Consider the following 24,711-nt stretch of genomic DNA (forward strand, 5'->3'; position numbering starts at 1 on the left):
GGCACGGCCGGCTCCGCTCTGCCGACCGGCCGGGCGGCGGGGCCGCCTTCGGTGCAGCTGCGCGGCGCCGCCCGCCGACGGCGTGTCTGAGTCATTCAGCCAACGTCGAGCCTCCCTCGCCGATGAGTCGTACAACTCGGGTCGCCGTCAGGAGCGACCGTGTTACGCCCATTCGGCGGTAAGCACCATCCCGAAGCTTGATCGTGACAACGGCCGGTAGCGCCGCGTCAAGGCTGGAAAGCGTGCCTTGACCCGACGCCACCGGCCGCGTGCTTGCTTCGTATCGGGATGGCGGGGGAGGTGTGGGCGGTGAGGTCAGAGCTCCTGGCTGGCCAGTTGCCGCGCGGCGTCCTGGTGGAATGACACCAACTCAGGCAACGCGACGACCGCACGCGAGACCGTCGAGAGGTCGTGGCCCTCTTTGCTCCACGGCGGCGGGAAGGTATGAATGCCCTGGTTGGCCCGCGACTGCACCGACCTCGTTCTCCCAGCCGGGCCAGCGCAGGTTCTCGTAAAACCTGTCGAGCGAACCGGCGAGCACCGCATGCAGCCAGTCGGCGTAGCCCTGCTCAAGGTCTTGCCATTCGAGAAGGTCCGGCCCGAAGTAGTGGATGGTCGGCCAGCCCGCAGGGTTGGTAGCCCAGACGTACATGCCGCCCAATACGTCGTAGGCGACCGGCAAGATTCCTGAGGCAGGCTCGGCGCGATCCAGGATGTCGGGCAATGCCTCTGTGCCGCTGCCGAGCACCCGCAGCCAGCCGTGGTCCACCAGTAGGCCGCCCGTGTGGCCGACGACGGCACCCAACCACGACGTGGTCGTGATGCGCAGCTCGCGCAGGCAGCGGGCAGCACGCTCGCTCTCCGAGTCGAGCACGACCACCGGGTACGGTGCTGCCGCCACTACTGCGGACACTCGTCCCATGCCGATGTCGTCACGTCGAAGAGCCTGTCAGACGACGGTACGGTGACATGCACGAGTGGGTGGCGCGATCGCCGAGAGGCATGATCATCTCCCCGGTTTTCCCCCGGGAAACGACGCAGAACGACGAGAACCAGCGACCGACCATGATCGTTTGGCGCGGACGTCCGTGCAGGTGAAGACTGGTATCGACAGATGACGAGAACTAGCCGCTGACCTGGGCTTATTCTCCGTAGGTTCTGGGTTCGAGCCCCAGGCGGCCCACTCTTTCACCTGGTCCACGCGTTGTGGCCACCCAAGACCAAGATCATCTCCCCGGTTTTCGAGACGGACTGGGTCACCCCGGCGGCCGTGTGCGAGATGGGCGTCGGAGTCCGACTTTCGGGCCTACGAGCCGGTGCGCCAGGACGCCTACCATGGCTTGGTCTAGACCTCTCATGAGAGGAACCTCGCGATGAATTTTTCCCGCTCCGCCATCAAAATCGCGATATTGACCGCCGTGCTCGGCACGGTCTCGGTGTTCACCGCCGTCCCCGCCCTCGCGCACGGCTCGATGGGCAACCCGATCAGCCGGATCATGCAATGTTTCCAGGAGGGCCCGGAGAACCCGCGGTCCGCCGCGTGCAAGGCCGCCATCGCGGTGGGCGACAGCTGGCCGATCTACGACTGGGACGAGGTCAACATCGGCGACGCCAGCGGCCGCAGCCGCGAGATCATCCCGGACGGCAAGCTGTGCAGCGCCGGCCGGGGTAAGTACAAGGGGCTCGACCTGGCCCGCGACGACTGGCCGGCCACCACGATGCCGGGCAGCGGCCCGTACACCTTCAAGTACCAGCGGACCGCCGCGCATCCGGGCACCTTCGAGCTGTACGTCACCAAGCCGGGCTACGACCCGACGAAACCGCTCAAGTGGTCCGACCTGGAAGACACCCCGTTCTACCAGCAGGACAACCCGCCGATCGTCGGCAACGCCTACCAGCTCAAGGCGAATATGCCCGGCGGGCGCACCGGCAGGCACCTGATCTACTCGATCTGGCAACGCCACTGGCCCGACTCCGGCGAGGCCTTCTACACCTGCTCGGACGTGATCCTCACCTGATCTCCACGGCCCGGCCCGGGCTCGCGGACACGGAACAACCTCGCCGCCGGCGAAGCGTCTCTTGATCATGGACTTGAAGCGCGCATCCCGCCGAGTCGTCGCTTTGTCGGCGGCGTTCAGTGCCGCACTGGTGGTCGTGGCCGCTCCGGCGTCCGCGGCCGATGACCGGGTGGTGACCGTCGTGAGCGAGGCCGACCGGGCGGCGGCGCTGGCCCATTGGACGCCGGAGCGGATGCGTCAGTGGGTGGGCGAGGAATGGTTGCCGCCCGCCGAGAAGATCGGCCGCGAGTGGGACGGACGGGTGCCGCCGGGGGTCGGACGGCTTTTCTTCACCGCCGAGCCCGGCGTCGACGGATCCTGCACGGCGACGGTGGTTCCCAGTTCCAGCAAGGATGTCGCCTTCACCGCCGGGCACTGCGTGAACGGCGGACTGGACCGGTACGACAACCCGATCAAGATCGTCAACGTCGTGTTCGTGCCGGGTTACGACCACGGCGCGGCGCCGCACGGGGTGTTCGCGGCCCGTGCGTTCGCCTGGTCCGGAACCTACCCGGGGCCGATGAGCGGGACGGACGACGACGCGGTGATCGCGCTGGATCCGGTCGGCGGTCGCCACGTCGCGGACGTCGCCGGCACCCAGGACATCTCGTTCGACGAGCTTCCGTCCACTGTGGACACGACCATGCTCGGCTACCCCGTGTCGAAGGCGGCAGGCGGTGAGGCGTTGTTCTCCTGCGTGCGGCCGGCCACTCTCGAGGTCAACTCGGTCAACACGACGTGGAACACGGATTGCGATCTGGCGGGCGGTTCCAGCGGCGGTCCGTGGCTGCGGAACTTCGATCCCGCCACCGGCAAGGGAACCCTTTTCAGCGTCACCAGCCGGGGAACGATGACCGAGGACGGTGTGACCACGGACCTGAGCGGCGCCGCCTTCACGGAGCCCGTGCGGAACCTGTACGAGCGAGCCGGTGAACTCTGAGCCGGGCGACCGCGAAACTGTTCGCGCGATCGTGTTACGCGAGGACATCGCTTTACCCGCCGTGTGGTGGTCAATTCGAGTGGATCCGCTTTATGTGTATTGACCGGGGTATCGCGGTGACCCGAACTGGATAACCGCTGGTCAGAGCTCGAAAATGGAGATTGTTTCGTCGAAAGGGGCGTTTTTCGGCCAGGGGTGCGAGACGCCTGTCGAAATGCGCGGTTATGGTCTTTTCACGGCACTGAATCGCTGATGCCGACCGTGCGCCAACCCGACGAGTAATCGGAGCAATTTCGCTGTGACGGATGTGGGAGCTCAGACGATCGACGCGGCGCGTGCCGGTCGTTTCGTGGCTCGCACGCTCGCCGTACTGGGCGGTGTCGTCGTGGCATGGTTCGCCGTCGAGGCGACCGCGAGCGCGGACACAGCCGCCATCGATGTGCCGTCAGGGTTCGATGTCCCGACGACCATCGGTGATGTCGACCAGGCCCGGTTGTGGGGCGAAAGTCAGGCTTCCCCCCTCACGCGGGAAATCTCGGACGACGTCAGTGCCGTTGTCGGCCGCGTCGCCGGTCCGTCGGATGATCTCGCCGAAATCCTGAAGCCCGCGATGGGCGTCGTGACGGCGACAACCGAACGCGTGCCGAAGACGCCGTTCGACATCGTCATCCTGCGGCAGCCGTCCGAGGCCGCGCGCGGACCTGTCCTCGCTTCGCCGCTCGACAGTGGTGTGCCCGCGTCGGTTCCGGCGGCGACCTCTTCTGTCTCTTTCGACGCGACTGAGCCGGCTGGCTCGCCGTGCCGGTATGAGACCGTCGTCGATCATCCGTCCCCGGTGACGTCCCCGCCACCTTCCGATCGCGACGCGTCGACACCGAATCCGCCGTGGTCGCCGATGTCCGCGTGTGGAACGGCGACGAGCGCCGCCACCGCGTCCGGTGGCGACCACCAGGGTGGCACCGTCCTACCGGGCCGCGTGGCCTGGGACATCCCCTTTTCCGCGGGATACCGCGACTTCGAGCACCAGGCAGTCCGAGCCGTGTCGATCCGGCCGGGCGTCACACCGGGCTGATCGCGCCCGCGATTTCACCGCTTTCCCTCGCCGCACCTCTTTTCCGTGGTGGATCGGCTTTCGCCGGGTTCCGGCCACGAATCACTTCTTCTCATGCTCAAAGGAGTATTTGTCATGCAGAACTGGGTTAAGTACATCCTTCAGGCCACCCTTGCCAGTGGTGGCCTGCTGATGCTGGGCACGGGCATCGCCTCGGCGGCCGAGAACGTCGACCCCGATCTGCCGGCGTCCCTGCTGGACCAGCACACCACCGCACCCGTGACGAGCGGGCTGGCCGAGGCCCTGCGGCAGCTGGACACGGCGAAGCAGGACTCGGTGCTGCCCGCCGTGGACACGATGGTCACCGACGTCCCGGCCGCGGTGCCTCCCACGTCGACCCCGGTCGGACCGGTTTACCCGGTTCCGGCGGACCTGCTGGACCTCCTGCCGCCGAAGGTCGGCGATGTCGCCGAAGCCCTGCCCGAGCCGGACCTGTACCAGCCGCTGGGTGCCGAGCTGGGCGCGACCCAGTTGCCGATCCTGCCGGTCTTCCCTCGCGTGGAGCAGGTGGAAAACACACTCGCGGGACACGAACCCGCCATCCCCGTCCAGAGTGAACTGGCGGTTCCGCTCGTTCCGTTGAGCGGCACCGTCGCGTCCGACCCGCTCAACGCCGGCTCCGGCACCAGGGTGACCGCTCTCCACGCCGAGGCACCGCAGGTGGCGAACTCGAACGAGGCTCCTGGCCTGACGCCGATGCCGGCGATGGCCGACGTGCCGGGCCACCCTCAGCGCACTGACCGGTCCGCATCCGAGCTTCCGCTGGTCGGCGGGCTCTTGTCGGGTGGCGGTTCGACACTTCCCACGCACATGGCCACCAGCGGGAGCCTCCCCCTGCTCGGCGCGCTGTCCGAGAACGACTTGACGCACCAAGTCACCGGCACGGCGGAAAGCCTGCTTCGTAAGTAGCGCTCGCCAGGAATCGATGCGACGAGAGGCCCGGGTACACCTGTACCCGGGCCTCTGGTCGTTCTCCGGTGCTCGGGCGAGCTACCCACCCGCGCTTTCGTGTCCGGCCCGCAGCCGGGCGCGGTGCGTGAGTTCGCCGACGACGCGCTGCCACGCCGGTGACGCCTCGGAGATCCGGGAAACGACCAGTTCGAGGTAGCCCGGCCGCCCGCCGTCACCCTCGTGAGCGATCTCCCAGGCGTCCAGATCGTCGATGAGCCGGTCCAGGCGCGGATCGCGCGGATCCCAGCCGATCGCCTGGTCACAGGCGAGATAGACGCGCAACGTCTCGGGATCGTCGAAGGCGGCGTTCTTGTCCCGTAGCCGCTCCGGCATGACGCGTGGATCCAGCGCCTGCATCAGGATCCACGCGTCGCGCTCGAGCAGGACCCGCTGTTCACTGACCCCCAGCTCGCGCATCCGGTCCAGGAGGGCGACCACGTCGGGAGGCAGGACCAGCCGCTCGCCGACGGCCAGTTCGGCGATCCGGGGGCGGTTTTCGGTGAGCTGGTCGATCTTGCGCCGCAGTGCGGCGTCGATGTCGGTGATGGCGGCGGCGAACTCGGCGGGCTGGGCGTGCAGCAGCGCGTCGACCCGGGCCAGTGGCACACCGGCGTCGGCGAGGGTTCTGATCCGGATGAGATCCACCGCCGCCTGCGCGCCGTACCGGCGGTAGCCGGAGGCATCGCGTCCGGGTTCGGGCAGCAGGCCGACGTGGTGGTAGTGGCGGACGGTGCGCACGGTCACGCCGGCGGTCGCCGCGAGCTGGCCGATCGTGAGCATCCGCTGAGTCTAGGAGCGGTCGACGACATCGCGGATCGCCTGGACCACGGCGTCGGGGCGGTCGAAGCAGAGCCGGTGGTGGAGGGTGTCGGTGAGGACGCGCTGCTCCCCTCGGGAGACCTTGCTCACCAGGGCCGCGTCCATTCTCGTCTTGCCGTCGCACAGCTCGCGTGACAGCTGTTCCGGCTGGGCGGGGTCGGTGCCCACGACGGTGAGCGCGATCACCGGCACGTCGGGGAGCTCCGGTCCGGCCCGCAGCTCGGCGGCCAGTTCGACCAGGCCGCCGCGTTCGGCGACGCCGGCGCGGAGCCAGTCGTCGCTGACCTTGGCCTCGATCAGCGCCTCGCGAACGTGCTCCGGGTACCCGGAACGCAACTCCGCGTACGTCTCGCGGAGGACCGGGCGCAGCCTGTCGAGCTGCTCCACGTCGGGTGCCGTGCGCTCCGCCTCGGCCAGGCTCGCCGAGGCGGGCATGAAGTCGTCCCAGGCGGGATGAAGGGCGTCCAACCACACCAGTCCCGCCACTTCACCTGGGTAGAGCTGCGCGAATCGGTGCGCGTAGAGGCCGCCGAGGGAGTGCGCCGCCAGGACGTAGGGGTCGGGGACGTCCTGGGCGAGCAGCAGCGCGTGCAGTTCCGTGGCCACCGCGGCGGCGGTGCGCGGCAGCGGGAGGGGATCGCTGTAGCCCGTGCCCCCGCGGTCGTAGACCACGGCGGTGGTGAACCGCGCGACCTCCTGCTGGATGCCGAGGTAGTCCAGGCCGACCGCACTGGCGCCCGGCAGGACCACGACGGCCGGTCCGCCGTCGCCCGACCGGTGCACGAAAAGGCGGCGGCCGTCGATCTCCTGGAAGCCCCCGATCGGCGGCGCGGGCCGGGCCGGGGGAGTGCTGTCGTCCGTCATGCCCCAACCCTCCGACCCTGACGCTGGGTCAAGGTCAAGCCTCCGGTCGAGATCTTCGGTCTGACCTGCGGAAAGGTGCCCCGCCACCAAAGTTTTCCGGGACACGACGTGTGCGGCCCGGGAAGACCTGCGATAATTGCCACTGAGATCGGGGCATCGAATGGGCTCAGACTCGCTATGAAGAGCAGGTAAAAAGTATGGCTCAGGGCAGCGTTAAGTGGTTCAACGGCGAAAAGGGCTTCGGCTTCATCGCCCAGGACGACGGCGGACCGGACGTGTTCGTGCACTACTCGGAGATCCAGGGCAACGGCTTCAAGTCCCTGGACGAAGGGCAGCGCGTCGAATTCGAGATCGGCCAAGGTCAGAAGGGCCCCCAGGCCCAGCGCGTCGTCGCCATCTGACGTTTTTTCACGCCGAAGGCCCTCACCCGTTCGGGTGGGGGCCTTCGGGCGTTTCCGGGGTGTGTCCAGGCTCATTCGCGGGCCGGACGATGGGCTCTGGAGCTCGTGTTCCGGCTACCGATATCGTCAAGGGATGCTTGTGATCGTTCGTGAGCACACGTGCGGCCGGACACGGTGAGCCGCACCGCCCCGGAGCCCGAGCAGGTCGGGCGGAAGGTGCGGCTGCGCGAGGTCGGCCTCCGGGACCGCAGGGTCCTGATGGGCTTCGACCGCGACATGGCCCGTGAGGCGACGCCGCTGATCGGCGGCGGGCACCGCCATTGGGCTTCGCACCGTTCGGGTTCGGCGGGCGACGACATCCACTTCGGTATCGAGACGGTGCGCGGCCGGATGCTGGTCGGCTCGGTCTGCACCATCGGCGCCGACCCGGTGACCGGCCTGTTCGGCTACGGCATCGGGATCGCCCCTCGCCACCAGCGCTGCGGGTACGCCACGGACGCCATCACCGTCCTCCTGGCGCATATGTTCGAGCAGCGCGGCTTCCGCAAATGCGAGGTCAGCGTGTACGGCGGCAACCTGGCGTCGCTTTCGCTGCACGGCGGCCTCGGCTTCCGCGAGGAAGGCAGGCTGCGCGACACCGAGGTGGTGCGCGGCGAGATCAAGTACCTGGTGCGGATGGGGATCACCGCCGAGGAGTTCGCCGCGCGGCCCTCGGACGGCCAAACCGACCTCGGACGGCGTGGTCAGCACCGGCGGCCCCGCCGCGGCAAGCACTGGCGCGCGCCCGCCGCGGTCAGCGGCTGATCATCCCGGACTCGTAGGCGAAGACGACAGCCTGGACACGGTCGCGCAGGCCCAGTTTCGTGAGGATGCGGCCGACGTGGGTCTTCACCGTCCCCTGCGAGAGGTACAGCAGCTCGGCGATCTCGGCGTTGGACAGACCGCGCGCCAGCTGCTGCAACACCTCGTGTTCGCGGCCGGTGAGCAGGGCGAGTTTGGCGTCGGGCGACGGCGCGGGCAGGCCGGTGACGACGCGGTCGAGCAGCCGCCGGGTGACGGTGGGCGCGAGGGTGGCTTCACCGGCGGCCACGACGCGGACGCCGGAGAGCAGGTCCGGCGCCAGCGCGTCCTTGAGCAGGAAGCCGCTGGCCCCCGCCTGGAGCGCGGCGTAGACGTACTCGTCCAGGTCGAACGTGGTCAGCACCAGGACCCGCGTGCGGTGGGCGGCGGCGATCGCGGCGGTGGCCTCGACGCCGTCCATCCCGGGCATCCGGATGTCCATGAGCACGACGTCGGGATCGAGGTCCGCCACCAGTTCGATGGCCTCCGCGCCGTCACCCGCCTCGCCGACGACGTCGATGTCCTCCGCGTTGTCCAGGATCATCCGCAGGCCGGTGCGCACGAGTGCCTGGTCGTCGGCGATCACCACCCGGATCGTCATGACGGCAGGCTCGCGCGGACGGCGAAGCCGCGATCCGGTCTCGGTCCCGCGTCGAAGGTGCCGCCCAGTACGTTCACCCGTTCCCGCATCCCTTCGAGGCCGTGCCCGACGCCGGACGGCGGTTCCGTCGCGTTGCCGTCGTCGGAAACCTCGATCTCCAGCGCACCGGGCTCGTATCGCATCACGATAGTCACCGACGCGTCCGGGCCGGCGTGTTTCAGCACGTTCGTCAGTGACTCCTGCACGATGCGGTAGGCCGCCAAGTCCACTGTGGACGGAAGTGGCCGGGGTTCCCCTTCGACCAGGAACTCGACCGGTGTGCCCGCGGCGCGGATGTCGGCGGCCAGCCGCGGCAGGCGTTCCGCGCCCGGCTGGGGTTCCCAGTCCGGCGTGTCCTGGCCGAGCGCGCCGAGCAGCCGCCGGATCTCGCTCAACGCGGTCCGCCCGGTGCCGACGATGGCGTCCAGCGCCTCACGCGACCGCTCGGGCCGCCGGTCCAGTTCCGCTTGGGCGCCTTGCGCCTGCAGGACCACCACCGAAAGCGCGTGCGCGACGACGTCGTGCAGCTCGCGGCTGATCCGCCCGCGTTCGGCGGCGACGGCCAGCGCGGCCTGGGTGTCACGCTCGCGTTCGAGGTCGGCGGCCCGCTGTTCCAGTACCGACAGCCGGATCCGGCGCTGCCGCGTGTTCAGCCCCGCCAGCCAGGCCACCGCGAGCGAGAGCCCGATACCGGCGAACCCGCCCCAGTCCTGGACCTGGCGGTGGTCGGCGTCCAAGTCGGGAGGTGCCAGCGGATCGATGATGATGATCCGCGGCGGTATCGGCGCCGGTGTCCGCGAGTTCGTTTCGGAGGAATGGAACGACCACGCTCCGGCGACGAGCAGTCCCGCCGCCAGCAGCGCGAGGGAGAGCCGCCGCGAACCCCAGGCCGCGACGGAGAAGAGGCCGATCAACGCCACGCCGTCGACAGGGCGGAGATCGTTGCCCATGGCCAGATGCAGGAGGGAGACCACCGCCCCGGTCGCGAACGTGATCGTCGGGTTGCGGTGCCGGATGAGCAGAGAGGCCAAGGCCACCAAGGAGGTCATCCACCATTCGAAGCCCTCGGGGTCATCGGCCGAGACCACAGTGGACAGTCCGATGAGTACGGTCAGCCCGAGGTCCACGGCCTTCGGGTGACTCCTGAGGATGGCCAGCACCAGCCGAGCGTAATCCCGGATCCGGCGTCGCGGATCCATCTCGCGGCAGACCCCGGCATGAGACCTGCGACAGACGCGCGAACACGCCGCCGGGCAGCAGGCTGGGTCGCGGAAGATCCTCGACAGAACAGGAATCCTCATGAGAAGGCTTCTCGTCGCACTGGTCGCCTTGTCCGCCATGGTGTCCTTGGCGAGCCCGGCTTCGGCGGCCGCGACGCCCTTGACCTTGCCGCCGCCGACCGGTCCGCATCCGGTCGGCTCCACCGACCTGCATCTGGTCGACTCCGCGCGTCAGGACCCGTGGGTGCCGGCGGGGCCGCGCGAGCTGATGGTGTCGATGTTCTACCCGGCCCTGCCGTTCGGCCCGAAACGGCCGTACCTCACGTTGGCCGAGGCCAAGATGTTCCTGACCGAATCCGGTCTCCCGGACATCGATCCCGGGCGGCTCGCCGGGGTCCGGACCACCGCCAGGGTCGATGCCCCGCCACTGCCGGGAAAGCGCGCGCTGGTCGTCCTGTCGCCAGGGTTCAACAAACCTCGCACCACGCTCACCGGGCTGGCGGAAGAGCTGGCGAGCAAGGGTTTCGTCGTCGCGGTGATCGGCCACAACTACGAATCCTTCGGCACCGCCTTCCCGGACGGGCGGGTCACCGGCTGCGTCGCGTGCGGATCCGATTCCACCTTGCTCCCGCCGATCCGCGCCCTGGATGTCTCGTTCGTCCTCGACACGCTGACCAGGCCTTCGTCGAAGTGGTCCCGGCTGATCGACCGGACGCGGATCGGCATGGCCGGGCATTCCATCGGCGGGTACAGCACGCCGTCGGCGATGGTCGCCGATCAGCGGATCCGCGCCGGTGCCGATCTGGACGGCAGGCTGTGGTCGCCGGTCCCCGCGTCCGGGATCGACCGGCCGTTCCTGCTGCTCGGCCGCGAAAGCGAGTACACCCCGGCCGGTCCGGACACGACCTGGGCGGGCAGCTGGCCGAACCTCACCGGCTGGAAGCGCTGGATCAGCGTCGCGACGGCCGGGCACGCTTCCTTCACCGACGTCGGCCCGCTCGGCGAACAGCTCGGCCTGGCCCCGCCCGGAACGCTCGGCGGCGACCGGGGGCTGGCGCTGACCAGGGCTTACGTGTCCGCCTTCTTCGACAAGAGCCTGCGCGGCGGACGGCAGCCGCTGCTGGACGGTCCGGTGGCGGGCAACCCCGAGGTCAAGTTCTGGAACTGACTCCGGTGAGGCCGTCCGAAAGCTCCCAGAGCCGGGCGGCCTCACCGGCGTCGATCGCGAAGGGACGCACGCCCACCCACTCGCCCTCTTCGGGGGCGATCTCGGCGATGTCGCAGTCCTCGCAGTAGAGCCCGCCCATGCCGTCCAACCGGGGTGACGTCGCGGCCCAGACCTGGGTGGCGGCGCCCTGCCGCGGTGACTTGAAATCCGGGTCGGCCTGGGCGCCGCGCTCGTCGATCCAGCCGAACTCGACCATCTCCTCCTGCCGGAGATGCCGCTGCAGGGGTGTGAGGATCGCGCCCGGATGCAGGCTGAAGGCGCGGATCCCGTGCTCGGCGCCGATCGCGTCCAGGTGCACCGAGAACAGCACGTTCGCGGTCTTGGCCTGACCGTAGGCGAGCCATCGGTCGTAGCCGCGTTCGAACTGGACGTCGTCCCAGCGCATCGGGGAAGAGTGGTGACCGGAGGAGGCCACCGAGACCACGCGGGCGCCGCCGGACGCCGCCAGCGCGGGCCAGAGCCGGTTCACCAGGGCGAAGTGGCCGAGGTGGCAGATCGCGAAATGCGACTCCCAGCCGCGGCCGACCCGCCGCTCCGGCGCGGCCATGATCCCGGCGTTCGCGATCAGCAGGTCGATGGAGCGTCCGGTGTCGAGGAAGTGACGCGCGAAGGTCTCGACGCTCGTCAGGTCCGCGAGGTCGAGCTCGCCGACTTCGGTGCCGGGGATCCCGGCGAGGGCGGCCTCCGCGTCGGCCGGACGGCGGGCGGGGACGATCACGTGCGCGCCGGCGTTCGCCAGTGCGCGCGTGGTTTCCAGGCCCAGTCCCGAATATCCGCCGGTGACAAGGGCGAGTTCGCCGGAGAGGTCGATTCCGCGAAGGACCTCCTCGGCGGTACTGCGCGCGCCGAAGCCGGATCCGATCTTGTGCTGTGAGGTGGTCATGCGGCGAACGCTAGGAGCTAGAGGGCTCTCTAGGTCAACGCTAGTGTCGGCCACGTGACGGAACTCGCGATCGGACAGGTCACCGACAGGACGGGCCTCAGCGTGCACGCGCTTCGCTTCTACGAGAAGGAAGGGTTGCTCGCGGCGCCGGTGAAACGGGACGCGAACGGCCGTCGCGTGTACACCGAGCACGACGTCGAATGGATCCTGAACTGCACGAAGTTCCGGGCGTCCGGGATGCCGCTCGCCACTATCCGCGAATTCGCCGCACTCGTCCGGCAGGGGCCCGGCAACGAGGAAAAGCGGTTGGACCTGCTGCGGGAACATCAGAACACCGTCCGCGAGCGGATCGCCGAACTGGGCGACTGCCTGGAGCTGATCACCAGGAAGGTCGAGGTCTACGAGGAGCACGTCGCGCGGGGGACGGCGGGCGATCTCTGGCGATAAGCGTGTCCACAGTGGACAGACGGCACCACCCGATCGGTGCAACGTTTCGCCTGGCGATCGTCCGGGGCGGCCCCTAGGCTCTCCCGCTTGTGACCTGCGAGGTGAGACGATGAGGTCCTTCGGCGCGGTGGATCCGGTGAAGATGGCGCTCGCGGGGCTCACCACGATGGCACTGGGGATGGCCGCGGCGCTCAACGCCGACGCCCTGCCGGTGATCGGTGGCGGCACCACCTATTCGGCCGAATTCTCCGACGCGGGCGGACTGCGCGAGGACAACGACGTCCGGGTCGCCGGGGTGAAGGTCGGCAAGGTGTCCGAGATCGACCTCGAAGGCGATCGCGTGCACGTCTCGTTCCGGGTCAAGGACGCCTGGCTCGGCGACGCGACGAGCGCGTCCATCCAGATCAAGAACGTCCTGGGGCAGAAGTACTTGGCGCTCGACCCGCGCGGCGAAGCGGTCCTCGATCCCGGCGACCCGATCCCGTTGCGGCGGACCACCGCGCCGTACGACGTCCTTGAAGCGTTTCGGGATCTGTCGAAAACCGTCGACGCCATCGATGTCGATCAGCTCGCCAAGAGCTTCGACGCGATCTCGGCGACCTTCGCCGACACTCCAGCCGACGTCCGCGCCGCGCTCGACGGGATTTCGAAGCTCTCCGGCACCATCGCCTCCCGTGACCGGCAACTCCGGACGTTGGTGGCGAACACGCGGCAGGTCTCGCAGACCCTCGTCGACCGCGACACCGAGGCTCAGCGGCTGATCCAGGACGGCAACGCGCTGCTGCGCGCGATCTCCACCCGCCAGCAGGCGATCAAGGATCTGCTCGACGGATCGAAACGGCTCGCGACCGCCCTCGACGGCATCATCGCCGACAACGACGGGCAACTCGGGCCGGTGCTCGAACAGCTCGACCGGCTGACGTCGATGCTCCAGCGCAACCAGGACTCGCTGGCCAAGGGCATCGCGGCGTTCGCTCCGGCGATCCGGGTGCTCACCAACGTCGCGGGCAACGGGCACTGGATCGACGGCTACCTGTGCGGGCTCGTCCTGCCCTCGTTCGGCCCGATCAACGAGAAGGGCTGCTTCGAGAAGTGACAACCGAGCGGAGTAGCAGGAGCAGGTGGCGGGGCCCGAGAGCGGTCGCTAGGGCTTAGTCCGCCGCAGCCAGAACAGCCCGACCACCGGCAGCACCAGCGGGATGAACAGGTACCCCTGCCCGTACACCGACCAAACGGTCGCGTGCGGGAAGGCCTCGCGGTCGAAGAGGCTGAACGTCCCGACGGTCAGCACGCCGAGCAGTTCGATCCCGCAGGCGGCCAGCGCGATCCGCCACCAGCCCGCGCCGCGGCGGGCGAGGGCCACGGTGGCCAGGAGGTAGACGACGGCCGCGAACGCGGAGAGGGCGTAGGCCAGCGGGGCCTCGTCGAATTTGGTGCTGATCTGCACGGCGGCGCGTGAGGTCGCCGCGAGCGCGAAGATCGCGTACACGGCGACCAGGATCCGACCCGGGCCGGAGGCCTTGTCCGTACGGGCGGGGGTAGCGGTGTCCACCGTGTTCTCCTCGGTTCCTTCAGGCACTGGCGCCCGCCCACACCTCGTGCAGCCGGAGCACCATCACCGGGATCGCGAGGCAGGCGATCCCGAGGATCGCGGTGCTCGACCGCGTGCGCTCGGCCAGCGCCCAGAACGTCCCGAGCGGGAGCACGACCAGGCAGCCGATCAGATAAGCCAGATAGGTGGCCATGCTGCCGGGGCGGCCGCCGTCGATCAGCAGCACCACGCCGATCACGAGCTGGGCCACCAGGAGCAGTTCGACGACGGCGAGGCCGGCGAGCAGTGGGTTGTCGGGGAGCTTCTTGCGCGCGGACTGCACGAAACTCCACACCGCGACCAACGTCGCGCAGATCGCGACGGTCACCGCGAAGCCTGTGATCACACCCGCCTCCTTACCCGCTCCACCGGCGACAACGTACCTCCGGACGGGTCGCCGCCGACGGGCGACCGGTGGGCCGCGTGGCGGAGGCCACGGGGCGGGCAGTGGTCCAGACCTCGGGTGAATAGATCACGAAGCGCTTTTGGTCGGCACTCGGCCGATTCCGCCGCGCATTATTGTGATCGGCGCCGGGACCAGGGATTACGTCGCAGGTACGTTCCTGTTACACACCGACCGGGTGGTTGAAATCCTCGATGATCTCACGCTGGGTACCCCTACTATTCGGTAGGTTTCGAATTCACGTCCCTGAACAGCCCATCCGAACCCCCGGTATGGCGGATTGGCCGTTCGGTATCCGGCGGGTGGAATATTCCCCATCGCGATGGTGCACATGGCCCATCCGATTGGTGCCAAGGAGGGGGCGCTCGATGGACGTCCGGTACGAAGCGTATTGCTTCGCCGATCCGCTGTTCTTCGATGAGCAGCGGGAAACCGGGGACGCCGCCGACGATTTCGCCTCCCTGTTGCCGGCTCCCGAGTCAGGTTGGCGGACCGGGGTGCGCGGAGTGTGGCGCATGATGCACCCTCTTGCTCGAAACCTTCCCTTGCAGGGCTGGAAAATCCACGTTTCGGCAGGGCTGGGCAACGCCGAGCGAGTGCTCGTGAAGGTGCACGAGCATTGTCTCGAGCACAATCTGTCCTACAAGCACCTTCGCTCGCGGAGCACCCTGCTCGCCCGGAATTCCAAATACGCCCCGCGTGACGGAAGCGGCAAGTTACTGACTCTTTATCCAGCTGACAACAACGAGCTCGAGCGCGTTCTCGTCGAGTTGTCCGCGAAGCTCGACGGGGAACCCGGCGCGTACATTCTCAGTGATCTCCGGTATGGTGCCGGGCCGCTCTACGTCCGCTACGGCGGATTCGCCGAGCAATGGGTCGAACTCGACGGGAAACGTGTCCTCGCGGTGCGCAAACCGGACGGAACCCTGGTCCCGGACAAGCGCGAGCCCACCTTCTCCGTACCCGACTGGGTGACGATTCCGGAGTTCCTCGCGCCTCATCTCGCAGCTCGCAAGGGTGGCGGCGCGGATCGATTCCCTTATCAGGTGAAAAGTTCACTGCACTTCTCGAACGGCGGCGGCGTGTACCTCGCCGACCGGAAGGACGACGGCGAAGAGGTGGTCCTCAAGGAGGCCAGGCCGTTCGCCGGCCTCGACCGCGACGAGATCGACGCCGTCGACCGTCTCCGCTGGGAGCACGAGGTGCTGGAGCGGCTGAAGGGCATCGAGGGCATCCCCGCGACCTTCGACCGCTTCACCGTCTGGGAGCACCACTTCCTGGCCATGGAGTACATGCCGGGCGTTTCCCTCGGCAGCTGGCTGGCCCGCAACTACCCGCTCACCCGGCGGGACTGCACCGAGGCCGACATCGTCGCCTACACCGAGCGAGCCCTGGCGCTGGTCGGCCGCGTGGAGCGGATGGTCGACGAGGTGCACGACCGCAGGATCGTCTTCGGCGACCTGCACTCGATGAACATCCTGGTCGACGGCGACGACGACAAGATCGGGCTGATCGACTTCGAGATGGCCACGGACGCCGACAGCGGCAAACGGCCGGCGCTCGGCGCACCCGGGTTCCGCGCCCCGCGGGACCGGAACGGGTTCGAGATCGACGACTACGCGATCGCCGTGCTGAAGCTGTGGATCTTCCTGCCGCTCACCACGCTCCTCGAGCTCGCCCCCGCGAAGCTGCGCGGGCTCGCGGACTTCGTCCAGCGGCGTTTCGACGTCCCGGAGGGCTACGCCGACTCGATCGTCGCCGAACTCGCGCCGCGGAACACCCCGCCTCGGAGCGCTTCGACCGAGCTCGACCAGGAAAAACCCGACTGGGCGCTGGTCCGCAAGCAGATCGTGGAGGGGATCCTCGCCTCCGCGACCCCCGAGCGCACCGACCGGCTCTTCCCCGGCGACATCGAGCAGTTCCGCGTCGGCGGAGCCTGCTTCGGCTACGGCGCGGCCGGTGTCCTCCATGCCCTGAAGGCTGTCGGCGGCGAGCGGTATCCCGATCACGAACGCTGGCTGCTGGACTCGATCCGCCGCGAACCGCCCGGCCGCCCGGGGTTCTACGACGGCTCGTACGGAATCGCGTACGTCCTCGAAGAGCTCGGATACCGCGATGAGGCCACCAAGCTGCTGGCGGCGTCGGCGACGCTGGTCGAGCAGACCACCGACCACAGCCTCGAAGGCGGTTTGTCCGGAATCGGGCTCACCCAGCTGCACTTCGCGGTGGCCCGCAAGGACAACGAGTTCGGCAGGCAGGCGCTCGCCACCGCGGTGCGGCTCGCCGAGGCGCTCGAGACCGCCGACCCACCCGGCAAATTCGCCAGGGCGGGCCTGCTCAACGGCTGGTCCGGGCCGGCGCTGCTGTTCGTCCGGCTGTTCGAGCGCACCCGTGAAGAGGGCTGGCTGTCCTTCGCCGACCAGGCGCTGGAGCGGGATCTCGAGGAATGCGTCGAGTCCGACGACGGCTCCTTGCAGGCCCGCGACGGCGAATCCAGGACGCTGCCTTACGTGGGTGTCGGCGGCGCGGGGATCCTCATGGTCGCCGAAGAGCTGGCGAAGTACCGCCCGGACGCGAAGTCGTTGAAGAGCCTCTCCGGTCTTCGGGAAGCCTGCCGAGGCGAGTTCGTCATCCATCCCGGCCTCTTCTTCGGCCGGTGCGGGCTGATGACCGCGCTCTCGATGGGGTCCGAGCCTGATCAACGCGTCCGCGACGCCATCGACCTGCATCTTTCCCGGCTTTCCTGGTACGCGATGCCGTACAAGGGCGGCCTGGCGTTCCCCGGCAACCAGCTGCTTCGGCTGTCGATGGACGTCGTCACCGGCGGCGCGGGCGTGCTCCTCGCCCTCGCCGCGACCCTGGACGGAAAGGCCGTGCTGCCTTTCCTGTCCTCCCGGACCACCGGCCACTGACGGCCGGCGGAAACAGAAAACCGATGAAAGGGAACACCATGGAACTGGTTCTCGACCTGCAGGCCCTGGAAGCCCCCGAGGTTCTCGAAGGTGGCCACGGCGGCGGCGGCGGGGGCAGCAACCTGAGCCTGCTCGCTTCCTGCAACAACAGCACCATCAGCCTGCTGACCTGCCACTGATCATCGGCGAGTCGCCAGCTGAACACTGAAGGTGCGGGAGCGGCACAGGCCAAGTGCGCCGCTCCCGCGCTTTCATTTTGCCTTTCGAATCGTCTCGATGGGATCACGGATTGAGGAGTGGCATGGCGGGGCCCGCCGATCGGCTGCTGACCACCGTGACCACGCTCGATCGTCCCCGCCTGGTCGTGCTGATCTTGAGCGCGCTCGCCGGGACGGCGGCGGGACTGCTCCTGCCCGGCGCGCTGGCCGCGGCCGTCGACGCCGTGGTGGCCGGACGTCCCAGCCTCCCCGAGGTCTCCTGGCTGGTCGTCCTCGGTGTCACCGAGATCGCGGTCGTCCTGATCGGCGGGATCCTGACAGCGCGGATGACGGCCTACGCGACGGCGTGGCTGCGCCGCGAACTCACCGACCGCTACCTGGCGCTCGGCACCCGATCGGCCTTCGCCGACGGTGACTCGATCAGCAGGCTCACCAGCGACTGCACCGGTGCCGGACTGGTCGCTTCGGTCGTCGTCCAGCTCGGTTCGACGACGGTGATCTCCGGCGGCTCCGTCGTCCTGCTCGCGCTGATGGACTGGCGGCTCGCACTCGTCTTCCTCGCCAGCATCCCGTTCGGCCTGATGCTGGCGCGCACGCATCTGAAGAACACCGCCGACGACGTCCTGACCTATCAAGAGGTGTCCGGCGAACTGGCGGCGAGGATGATCGACGCCGTCGCCGGGCTCCGCACGATCGCCGCGTCGGGCACCGCCGACCGCGAAGCCGAACGTGTGCTGCGGCCGCTGCCGAAGCTGAGTCTCGCCGGCCGCGGGATGTGGCGCACGCAGGCCCGGATGGTGTGGCGCTCCGGTCTGCTGCTGCCCGCGGCGGAACTCGCCGTGCTCGTCGCCGCCGGTTTCGGCGTGATGGAAGGACGGCTGACCGTCGGCCAGGTCCTCGCGGCGCTCGGTTACGTGGCGCTCGGCATGGGCCTGGTCACCCAGATTCCTTTGCTCACCACACTTTCCCGCGCGCGGTCGTGTGCGGAACGGATCAGCGAGGTGCTGGCCTCGCCGGTCCCCGAACCGGGTGAACTCGGCGTCGTCCCCGGGCGGGGCACGCTCGAACTGCGCGGTGTCACCGTCGAAGGCGCGCTGCGCGAGGTCGACCTGCTCGTGCGGGGCGGCCGGTTCACCGCGGTCGTCGGACGCTCCGGCGCCGGGAAGTCCGTGCTGGTCAACGTCCTCGGCGGGCTGGTGACCCCGGACGAGGGGACCGCGGTGCTCGACGGCCGTCCGCTGGAGAAGCTGCGGCCGTACGAACTGCGCGCCGTCGTCGGGTTCGCCTTCGAGCGGCCCGCGCTGCTCGGCGCGACCATCGGCGACGCCGTCGGGTACGGCTCGTGGGCCGGTGAGGCCGCCGTGCGCGGCGCCTGCCAGTCCGCGCAGGTCGACGACCTGATCGTCCGGCTGCCGGACGGCTATCGGACCCCGCTTGCGGAGACCCCGCTTTCCGGCGGGGAGGCGCAGCGCATCGGGCTGGCGCGCGCGATCGCGCACGCGCCGCGGGTGCTCATCCTCGACGACGCCACCGCCAGCCTCGACACGGTCACCGAAGCCGCCGTCGAGGAAGCGATCGAACGCACCCTTCCCGGCAGGACCCGGGTGGTGGTGACGCATCGCGCGGCCACCGCGGCGCGGGCGGACACCGTGGTGTGGCTGGAAGACGGCCGGGTCCGCGCGGCCGGCCCGCACGCGGAGTTGTGGAAGAACCCGGCTTATCAGGCTGTTTTCACCGGGGACGCGCAGTGAGCGTCTGGGGGCTCTACCGTTCGGCGCTGGCCGGGCAGTGGAGAGGCGGGCTGGTACTGCTGGCCTGCTCCGTGCTGGAGAGCGCGCCCGCGTTCTTGTCCGGTCGCCTGGTCGAACTCGCGGTTGACGAGGGGTTTGCCGCGGCTCGGCCAGGCACCGGACTGCGTTGGCTCGCGGTGTTCGCCCTGGTCGCCGTGCTCGGCGCGCTCGGTTCGCGGCTGGTGTGGCATCAGCTCGGCAAGGTCGTCGAGCCGCTGCGCGACGCACTGGTGACCGCCGTCGTACGCGGGGTCCTGCACGATCCGGCGCCACCGCGGAACCAGCCGGACGCCAGCGGCGTCGCCCGCATCACCCAGCACGTCGAAGTGGTCCGCGACGCCACGGCCGGGCTCCTGGTGCAGGCGCGCGGGATGATCGTGACGACGGTGGCGGCGTTGGCCGGGTTGTTCACCGTCGCCGGTTCGCTCGCGCTGATCGTCGCGATCCCGGTGGTGGTCGCGGTCGGAGTGTTCGCCTGCCTGCTGCCGTCGCTGGCCCGCCGTCAGCGGGCGCTCGCACTGGCCGACGAGCGGACCGCCGAGGTCGCGGGCGCGTCGCTGTCCGGGATGCGCGACGTCGTCGCCTGCGGCGCGGAACCCCTCGCCGCCCTCGAGCTCTACGACGCCATCGACACGCAGGCGAAGGCCGCCGTGCGGGTGGCGCGATCCGGGGCGGCCCGGTCGGTGGTGATCGCGATCGGCGGTTTCGTGCCGCTGCTCGTGGCGTTGCTGGTGGCGCCCGGGATGGTCAAGGACGGCGTGCTCACCGCCGGGGCCGCGCTCGGCGCGCTCGTCTACCTGGCGACGACGATGCAGCCGGCGTTGCGGGGACTGGCCGCGACCGCGAGCACCGTGGTGCTGCGGCTGATCGTCGCGCTGCGGCGGCTGGCGGAAACCGCGGAGGCCGAACCGGAGGCCGACGGCACGGCCGAACCGGACGGGTCCGCGATCTACGTGCGTGACCTGACCTTCAGCTGGGGCGCGGCGGCGGAGCCGGTGGTGCGCGGTCTCGACCTGCATCTGCGGCCCGGCGAGCGGCTCGCGGTGGTGGGGCCCAGCGGGATCGGCAAATCGACTTTGGCCGGGCTCCTGACCGGGATGCTCGAACCGCAGGCGGGCCGGGTGCTGCTCGGCGGGGCCCCGGTCCGGGAGATCCCGGCGGCGCTGCGGCACCGGATGGTCGCGCTGATCCCGCAGGAGGCCTACGTCTTCGCGGGCTCCGTGCGGGACAACGTCGGCCTGTTCGCGCAGACCGCGATGGACGGCGAACTGCGGGCGGCCGTGGCGGCCGTCGGCGCGGAACCGCTGGTGACGCGGCTCGGCGGTCTCGACGGCGAGATCGGGCACGGCACGCTGTCCGCCGGTGAGGCACAGCTGATCGCGCTCGCGCGGGTGTACGCGAGCGACGCGGACGTCGTCGTCCTCGACGAGGCGACGTCGCACCTCGACCCGCCCGCCGAAGCCCGCGCGGAACGGGCGTTCGCCGAGCGGGGCGGGGTGCTGGTGGTGATCGCGCACCGGCTGACGTCGGCGCTGCGCGCGGACCGGGTCCTGGTGATGGACGGCAAGGAAACCGCCCTCGGCACCCATCTCGAACTGATGGACCGGTCCACGCGCTACGCCCAGCTCATGCACGCGTGGTCGCCGCGGCTACCCCAGCCCAGTGCGCAGTTCTTCCAGCGCGCTCCTGAGTAGACCGTCGACCGCGACCGGGCGCCGGGACTCGCGATCGACGAAGACGTGCACGAAATGGCCCTCCGCGATCACCGTCTCCTTCGAGTACATCCCGACCTCGTAGCGGACACTCGACCGGCCGAGATGCCCCACCCGCAGGCCGACCTCGAGCTCTCCCGGGAAAGACACCGAAGCGTGGTACTTGCACTGCGATTCCACGCACAGCCCGATGACCCCGCCGGTCTCGATGTCGAGCCCGCCGCGTTCGATCAGCCACGTGTTGATCACGGTGTCCATCACCGAATAGTGGACGACGTTGTTGACGTGCCCGTAGACGTCGTTGTCCTTCCAGCGCAACGGAACCGTCTGCCAGTGCGGATACTCGGCGTTCACCACAGCGTCACCGAATCCCGCAGGATCCCGGCGAGGTCCTCTTCGGACGCCTCGCGCGGCGCCGTCGCCAGGAGCCGTTGTTGTTTCACCGTGCCGGAAACCAAAGAGTCCACATCGGACTCGGTGTAGCCGACTTCGCCGATCCCGTTGGGGATCCCGATCTCCCGCATGATCTGCCGCAGCACCGCGGGCAGGTGGTCGGCCAGATCGCCCGGCCATTCGAAGTCCGGCGCGAGCAGCCGGGCCACGCGTTCGTGCCTGTCCGGTGCGGCGTCGAAGGTGAACCGGAAGGCCGCGGGTGCTGTCAAAGACACCGCCATCCCGTGCGGCACCATCGGCTCGTCACCCGGATAGCCGCCGGGATGGAATTTCCTGACCTGCCCGGCGATCGGGTACGCGTTGGCGTGCGGGATGTGCACGCCGGCGTTGCCGAACCCGAGCCCGGCGAAGGTCGCCGCGAGTGCCATCGCCTCGCGCGCCTTCATGTCCGAGCCGTCCCGCACGGCCGCGGGCAGCGCCCACGACAGCAGCCGCAGCGACTGCTCGGCGAACATGTCGGCCAGCGGATTCGAGCCACAGTAAGGAACCCGGTCTTCCGGCCGCTTCCGGTCGAACTCGGTGTACGGCTTGGCGGTGTAGCTTTCCGCTGCGTGGCAGAGGATGTCCATCCCGCTCGCGGCGGTGACCTCCGGTGGCTGGGAGACCGTCAGTCTCGGGTCGACCACGGCGAGGCTCGGCCGCAGCCGGAGATGGCTGATACCGCTCTTCACCCGCAGTGACAACACGTCCAGCACGCAGACCGTGGTGCTCTCCGAACCGGTCCCGGTGGTGGTCGGCACCGCGACCAGCGGTTTCAGCGGCGCGCTCGGCGCTCGGCCGCCGCCGACCGGGGCGTTGACGTAGTCCAGCAGATCACCGTCGTTGCTGGTCAAGAGGTTCACCGCCTTCGCGGTGTCGATGGCCGATCCGCCGCCGACGGCGACGAAGGCGTCCCAGCGGCCCTGTCCTCTGGCGAACTCGACGGCCTTCCGCATGCTGACGTCGGTCGGCTCGACGTGCACGCCGTCGAAGACGACCGCTTCGATGCCGTAGGTCTCGATGCCTTCGGCGATCCGTTGTGGCCAGCCCGTCGCGGCGACACCCGCGTCGGTCAGGACGAGCACCCGGCGGGCGCCGTACTGCGTGAGGTCGTAGCCGATCTCATCGCTCGCCCCGGTGCCGTACTTCAAGGCCGGTGCGCCGTAAGTGAAAACAGTTTCACGTCCAGCGGTGGCTGAGGTCACGTTTTCGTGCTCCCTTGCTCGAACACGTTCCGATATCGGACATTCTGCCGCCCCGGGGTTGCCGGAATCGAAAGATCGCTTGACGGCACCGATCACCGCCCGCCTAAGCTCGTACTCATTAGATACCAACCGGGAGCGTCCGTCGCCCAGACGGCCGTGCGGATCCTGACCGAGGCGCAGATCCACCGCGTGTACGCGGTGGCCGGTGAGTCCTTCCTGGATCTGCTCGACGCGCTGCAACGCGAGCGGTCGATCACCTTCGTTTCGGCGCGGCACGATTCCGGCGCGGCCTTCATGGCCGAGGCCGAAGGCAAGCTCACCGAGCATCCGGCGGTCCTGCTGGCGGGCCGCGGTCCGAGCGCGGCGAACCTCGCGATCGGCGTCTCCACGGCGTACCAGGACGAGAGCCCGATGGTCGTCCTGCTGGAGAACCCGCCGTCCAGCCCCGGTCCGACCAGCGAACTCCCCACCGCGGACCTGACGGCGATGCTCGAACCCATCGCCAAGTGGACCGGCCGCGCGGAATCGCCGGACGAGGTCCCGGGCCTGCTGGTCGAGGCGCTGACCCGCTGCCGGGAAGGACGGCCGGGACCCACCGTCGTCGCCGTCCCCGCCGACTTCTGGGGTGTCCCGTTCGATTCGGCCAAACCGGTCGCCTCCGTGCGTCCGCCCGTCACCGGCGCGCTGGGCCGGACCGCCGAGGCGGTCGCGCAGCTGGTCGACGAGGCCCGCTACCCGGTGGTGATCGTCGGCGGCCGGGCCCGCGCGGCGCGCGAAGAGCTGATCGCCGTCGCCGACGAACTCGCGCTCCCGGTGTACAACGCATTCCGCCGTCAGGACGCCTTCCCCGAGAACCACGCGCGCTACGCCGGCCACCTCGGCATCGGCATCCCCGCGCGGCAGCTCGACGCGCTGGAGCGCGCCGACCTCGTGCTCGCGCTGGGCACGCAGCTCGACGAGGTGACCACGCAGTCCTTCCGCTACCCGACGCCGTCGCAGACGCTGGTGCTGGTCGGCACCGGGATCGAGCCCGCCCGGCGTGGTGGCCTGACCTTCCGGGTCGACTCAGAGGTCGAGCCGTTCCTGCGTGAGCTACGCAACGTCGCCTCGCCGCGGACACGCCGCGCGTCGGCCGCGAACGCCGCCGTGCACACCTTCATGACGCCGCCCGACACCAGCGGCGCCACCCGCGTCCACCCCGCCGACGTCATCCGCGCGGTGCGCAAACTCGCGCCCGAAGACGCGATCGTGACCAGCGACGCGGGCAACTTCGCCCAGTTCATGCACCGCTACTGGTGTTTCACCGCGCCGCGCAGCCAGCTCGGCCCGAGCAACGCGGCCATGGGCTACGCGGTCCCCGCGGCGGTCGCGGCGAAACTCGCCGAGCCACGCCGGACGGTGATCGCGATGGCGGGCGACGGCGGCGCGCTGATGACCGGGCAGGAGATCGAGACCGCCGTCCGCTACCGGGTGCCGGTGACCGTCCTGGTGTTCCAGAACGGCCTGCACGGTCCGCTCGCCGTGCACCAGGCGCGCAAGCACGGTCGGCTGTCGGGGGTTACAGTCCCCATCACCGACTTCGCGTCGTGGGCACGAGGGCTCGGCGCCGCCGGGTACACCGTGGACGACCGCGAGGAACTGGAACCGATCATCGCGAGCGCGCTGGTGCGGCAACGGCCGTGTGTGATCGACATCAGGACGGATCCGGACGTGGTGACCCCGGACATCCGGCTGACGAGCCTGCTGGGCGCCGCGAGGCCGCAGCAGGGCGGCCAGTAGGGCGATTACCAGGCGGTACTTTTTCTCAGGGGATACACAGAAACCCTTGTGGTGCCGCCTTCACCTGCTCCAAAGGGTGGGAATGTGGTGACGACTCGGCCGAGTTTCGGTCGCGGAGACCGGATTTTGTCGGTCGGCCGTGGCACAATCGCGGCAACACCGAGAGTCCGATATGGACCGGAGCGGCCCTTGGGCCCGCGACCGTTCGCCGGTGGGTTGTTGGCACGCAGTGTGTTGCGCGGTACTACGAGCGTTGTGTTGACACAGG

The 24,711-nt window shown here is 69.3% G+C and carries 24 protein-coding genes; 14 read left to right on the plus strand and 10 right to left on the minus strand.

Annotation, left to right across the window (positions count from 1 at the left end):
* Positions 1 to 370 precede the first annotated feature (370 nt).
* The gene (locus HDA45_RS22855) at positions 371 to 880 is read right to left on the minus strand and encodes a DUF2625 family protein (protein ID WP_343072130.1); all 510 of its coding nucleotides are present in this window, start codon (positions 878 to 880) and stop codon (positions 371 to 373) included.
* 493 nt (positions 881 to 1,373) lie between these two features.
* Here HDA45_RS22855 and HDA45_RS22860 point away from each other — a divergent pair, with 493 nt between their 5' ends.
* The 4 genes from HDA45_RS22860 (at position 1,374) to HDA45_RS22875 (ending at position 5,017) form a co-directional block, all read left to right on the plus strand.
* Entirely contained in the window at positions 1,374 to 2,018 is a 645-nt protein-coding gene (locus tag HDA45_RS22860; protein WP_184898512.1) for a lytic polysaccharide monooxygenase auxiliary activity family 9 protein, read from the plus strand.
* A 67-nt stretch (positions 2,019 to 2,085) separates the two neighbouring features.
* Complete coding sequence (locus HDA45_RS22865; protein ID WP_246480764.1) at positions 2,086 to 2,997, plus strand: trypsin-like serine peptidase; 912 nt, start codon at positions 2,086 to 2,088, stop codon at positions 2,995 to 2,997.
* Positions 2,998 to 3,295: 298 nt separating this feature from the next.
* Positions 3,296 to 4,069, plus strand: a complete 774-nt coding sequence (locus HDA45_RS22870) for a hypothetical protein (protein ID WP_184898514.1) — start codon at positions 3,296 to 3,298, stop codon at positions 4,067 to 4,069.
* 114 nt (positions 4,070 to 4,183) lie between these two features.
* The gene (locus tag HDA45_RS22875; RefSeq protein WP_184898516.1) at positions 4,184 to 5,017 is read left to right on the plus strand and encodes a hypothetical protein; all 834 of its coding nucleotides are present in this window, start codon (positions 4,184 to 4,186) and stop codon (positions 5,015 to 5,017) included.
* A gap of 81 nt (positions 5,018 to 5,098) precedes the next feature.
* Here the strand turns inward: HDA45_RS22875 and HDA45_RS22880 are convergent, their stop codons facing one another.
* Both HDA45_RS22880 and HDA45_RS22885 read right to left on the minus strand, forming a co-directional pair.
* Positions 5,099 to 5,839, minus strand: coding sequence for a MerR family transcriptional regulator (locus tag HDA45_RS22880; protein WP_184898518.1), 741 nt, complete (start codon positions 5,837 to 5,839; stop codon positions 5,099 to 5,101).
* Positions 5,840 to 5,848: 9 nt separating this feature from the next.
* The gene (locus HDA45_RS22885) at positions 5,849 to 6,742 is read right to left on the minus strand and encodes an alpha/beta fold hydrolase (RefSeq protein ID WP_184898520.1); all 894 of its coding nucleotides are present in this window, start codon (positions 6,740 to 6,742) and stop codon (positions 5,849 to 5,851) included.
* Positions 6,743 to 6,939: 197 nt separating this feature from the next.
* Here HDA45_RS22885 and HDA45_RS22890 point away from each other — a divergent pair, with 197 nt between their 5' ends.
* On the plus strand, positions 6,940 to 7,143 hold the full coding sequence (locus HDA45_RS22890; RefSeq protein WP_037319102.1) for a cold-shock protein: 204 nt from the start codon (positions 6,940 to 6,942) through the stop codon (positions 7,141 to 7,143).
* A 159-nt stretch (positions 7,144 to 7,302) separates the two neighbouring features.
* Positions 7,303 to 7,947, plus strand: coding sequence for a GNAT family N-acetyltransferase (locus HDA45_RS22895; RefSeq protein WP_184898522.1), 645 nt, complete (start codon positions 7,303 to 7,305; stop codon positions 7,945 to 7,947).
* On the opposite strand, the gene HDA45_RS22900 is transcribed toward HDA45_RS22895, so the two are convergent.
* Both HDA45_RS22900 and HDA45_RS22905 read right to left on the minus strand, forming a co-directional pair.
* Positions 7,937 to 8,584 carry a response regulator gene (locus HDA45_RS22900; protein ID WP_184898524.1) on the minus strand — a complete coding sequence of 216 codons (648 nt, stop codon included), beginning with the start codon at positions 8,582 to 8,584 and terminating at the stop codon, positions 7,937 to 7,939. The two genes, HDA45_RS22895 and HDA45_RS22900, sit on opposite strands and share 11 nt — an antisense overlap.
* Positions 8,581 to 9,783 (minus strand): histidine kinase, encoded by a 1,203-nt coding sequence (locus tag HDA45_RS22905; protein ID WP_184898526.1) that lies wholly within the window; start codon positions 9,781 to 9,783, stop codon positions 8,581 to 8,583. The genes HDA45_RS22900 and HDA45_RS22905 overlap by 4 nt, the downstream gene beginning before the upstream one ends.
* 139 nt (positions 9,784 to 9,922) lie before the next feature.
* On the opposite strand from HDA45_RS22905, the gene HDA45_RS22910 reads away from it, so the two are divergent.
* Positions 9,923 to 11,011 (plus strand): alpha/beta hydrolase family protein, encoded by a 1,089-nt coding sequence (locus HDA45_RS22910; RefSeq protein ID WP_184898528.1) that lies wholly within the window; start codon positions 9,923 to 9,925, stop codon positions 11,009 to 11,011.
* Here the strand turns inward: HDA45_RS22910 and HDA45_RS22915 are convergent.
* Positions 10,995 to 11,954, minus strand: coding sequence for an SDR family NAD(P)-dependent oxidoreductase (locus HDA45_RS22915; RefSeq protein ID WP_184898530.1), 960 nt, complete (start codon positions 11,952 to 11,954; stop codon positions 10,995 to 10,997). The genes HDA45_RS22910 and HDA45_RS22915 overlap by 17 nt on opposite strands.
* Before the next feature lie 54 nt (positions 11,955 to 12,008).
* Between HDA45_RS22915 and HDA45_RS22920 the strand changes: the two genes are divergently transcribed.
* Complete coding sequence (locus HDA45_RS22920) at positions 12,009 to 12,401, plus strand: MerR family transcriptional regulator (protein ID WP_184898532.1); 393 nt, start codon at positions 12,009 to 12,011, stop codon at positions 12,399 to 12,401.
* A gap of 109 nt (positions 12,402 to 12,510) precedes the next feature.
* Entirely contained in the window at positions 12,511 to 13,497 is a 987-nt protein-coding gene (locus HDA45_RS22925) for an MCE family protein (RefSeq protein WP_184898534.1), read from the plus strand.
* A 48-nt stretch (positions 13,498 to 13,545) separates the two neighbouring features.
* On the opposite strand, the gene HDA45_RS22930 is transcribed toward HDA45_RS22925, so the two are convergent.
* The gene (locus HDA45_RS22930) at positions 13,546 to 13,953 is read right to left on the minus strand and encodes a hypothetical protein (RefSeq protein ID WP_378316284.1); all 408 of its coding nucleotides are present in this window, start codon (positions 13,951 to 13,953) and stop codon (positions 13,546 to 13,548) included.
* A gap of 19 nt (positions 13,954 to 13,972) precedes the next feature.
* Positions 13,973 to 14,338 carry a hypothetical protein gene (locus HDA45_RS22935; RefSeq protein ID WP_076164161.1) on the minus strand — a complete coding sequence of 122 codons (366 nt, stop codon included), beginning with the start codon at positions 14,336 to 14,338 and terminating at the stop codon, positions 13,973 to 13,975.
* Between the two features lie 425 nt (positions 14,339 to 14,763).
* On the opposite strand from HDA45_RS22935, the gene lanKC reads away from it, so the two are divergent.
* The 4 genes from lanKC (at position 14,764) to HDA45_RS22955 (ending at position 21,009) form a co-directional block, all read left to right on the plus strand.
* Positions 14,764 to 17,307 carry a class III lanthionine synthetase LanKC gene (gene lanKC / locus HDA45_RS22940; RefSeq protein WP_184898538.1) on the plus strand — a complete coding sequence of 848 codons (2,544 nt, stop codon included), beginning with the start codon at positions 14,764 to 14,766 and terminating at the stop codon, positions 17,305 to 17,307.
* Positions 17,308 to 17,345: 38 nt separating this feature from the next.
* The gene (locus HDA45_RS22945) at positions 17,346 to 17,486 is read left to right on the plus strand and encodes a SapB/AmfS family lanthipeptide (RefSeq protein WP_101613675.1); all 141 of its coding nucleotides are present in this window, start codon (positions 17,346 to 17,348) and stop codon (positions 17,484 to 17,486) included.
* 122 nt (positions 17,487 to 17,608) lie between these two features.
* Positions 17,609 to 19,276 carry an ABC transporter ATP-binding protein gene (locus HDA45_RS22950; protein ID WP_184898539.1) on the plus strand — a complete coding sequence of 556 codons (1,668 nt, stop codon included), beginning with the start codon at positions 17,609 to 17,611 and terminating at the stop codon, positions 19,274 to 19,276.
* Entirely contained in the window at positions 19,273 to 21,009 is a 1,737-nt protein-coding gene (locus tag HDA45_RS22955) for an ATP-binding cassette domain-containing protein (RefSeq protein ID WP_184898540.1), read from the plus strand. Before HDA45_RS22950 ends, HDA45_RS22955 begins: the two co-directional genes overlap by 4 nt.
* On the opposite strand, the gene HDA45_RS22960 is transcribed toward HDA45_RS22955, so the two are convergent.
* Together HDA45_RS22960 and HDA45_RS22965 are read right to left on the minus strand one after the other, a co-directional pair.
* Complete coding sequence (locus HDA45_RS22960; protein ID WP_168214469.1) at positions 20,965 to 21,384, minus strand: acyl-CoA thioesterase; 420 nt, start codon at positions 21,382 to 21,384, stop codon at positions 20,965 to 20,967. The two genes, HDA45_RS22955 and HDA45_RS22960, sit on opposite strands and share 45 nt — an antisense overlap.
* Positions 21,378 to 22,664, minus strand: coding sequence for a hydroxyacid-oxoacid transhydrogenase (locus HDA45_RS22965; protein ID WP_184898541.1), 1,287 nt, complete (start codon positions 22,662 to 22,664; stop codon positions 21,378 to 21,380). The genes HDA45_RS22960 and HDA45_RS22965 overlap by 7 nt, the downstream gene beginning before the upstream one ends.
* 117 nt (positions 22,665 to 22,781) lie before the next feature.
* On the opposite strand from HDA45_RS22965, the gene HDA45_RS22970 reads away from it, so the two are divergent.
* On the plus strand, positions 22,782 to 24,443 hold the full coding sequence (locus HDA45_RS22970; RefSeq protein ID WP_343072300.1) for a thiamine pyrophosphate-binding protein: 1,662 nt from the start codon (positions 22,782 to 22,784) through the stop codon (positions 24,441 to 24,443).
* Positions 24,444 to 24,711: the final 268 nt, after the last annotated feature.

The organism is Amycolatopsis umgeniensis, assembly GCF_014205155.1.
Taxonomy (GTDB): domain Bacteria; phylum Actinomycetota; class Actinomycetes; order Mycobacteriales; family Pseudonocardiaceae; genus Amycolatopsis; species Amycolatopsis umgeniensis.